Raw genomic sequence first — 390 nt, forward strand, 5'->3', positions numbered from 1 at the left:
CTATCGCTAATACGCTCAACGGTATTTTTTATGCGCTGCACTTCATTGAAAAAGAAACTTTCTCCCTTGCTAATATTATCCGTTACTTGAATATTACTCAATAATCCATCAAAAAAACTTAGTTGCATGGCTTCTGCCGGTACAGCCATACCAATATGGGCCAAGTAAACTGCTAGTCCACAGGCTTTAATAAATGTACTTTTTCCTGCCATATTCGCGCCGGTTAAGAAAAGGAAATTAGCCCGGGGTATTAGTTCAACGGAATAGGCAACGGGGGTTGGCAGTTGAAAATGAAATAAATTTTTTACTGAAAAATGAGGCTCCTCGCTTTCCATAAAATGAGGAAATCGAAATTGGTATTTATTACCCGCTATAGCTAAACTCATATAG

At 38.2% G+C, this 390-nt stretch carries 1 protein-coding gene; it reads right to left on the bottom strand.

What is annotated here, in order from left to right:
- Positions 1 to 390, bottom strand: a 390-nt coding sequence (locus CWB72_RS20335) for a MutS-related protein (RefSeq protein ID WP_436409870.1), incomplete at both ends; no start/stop codon positions are given.

Source organism: Pseudoalteromonas phenolica (assembly GCF_005886345.1).
GTDB lineage: Bacteria > Pseudomonadota > Gammaproteobacteria > Enterobacterales > Alteromonadaceae > Pseudoalteromonas > Pseudoalteromonas phenolica_A.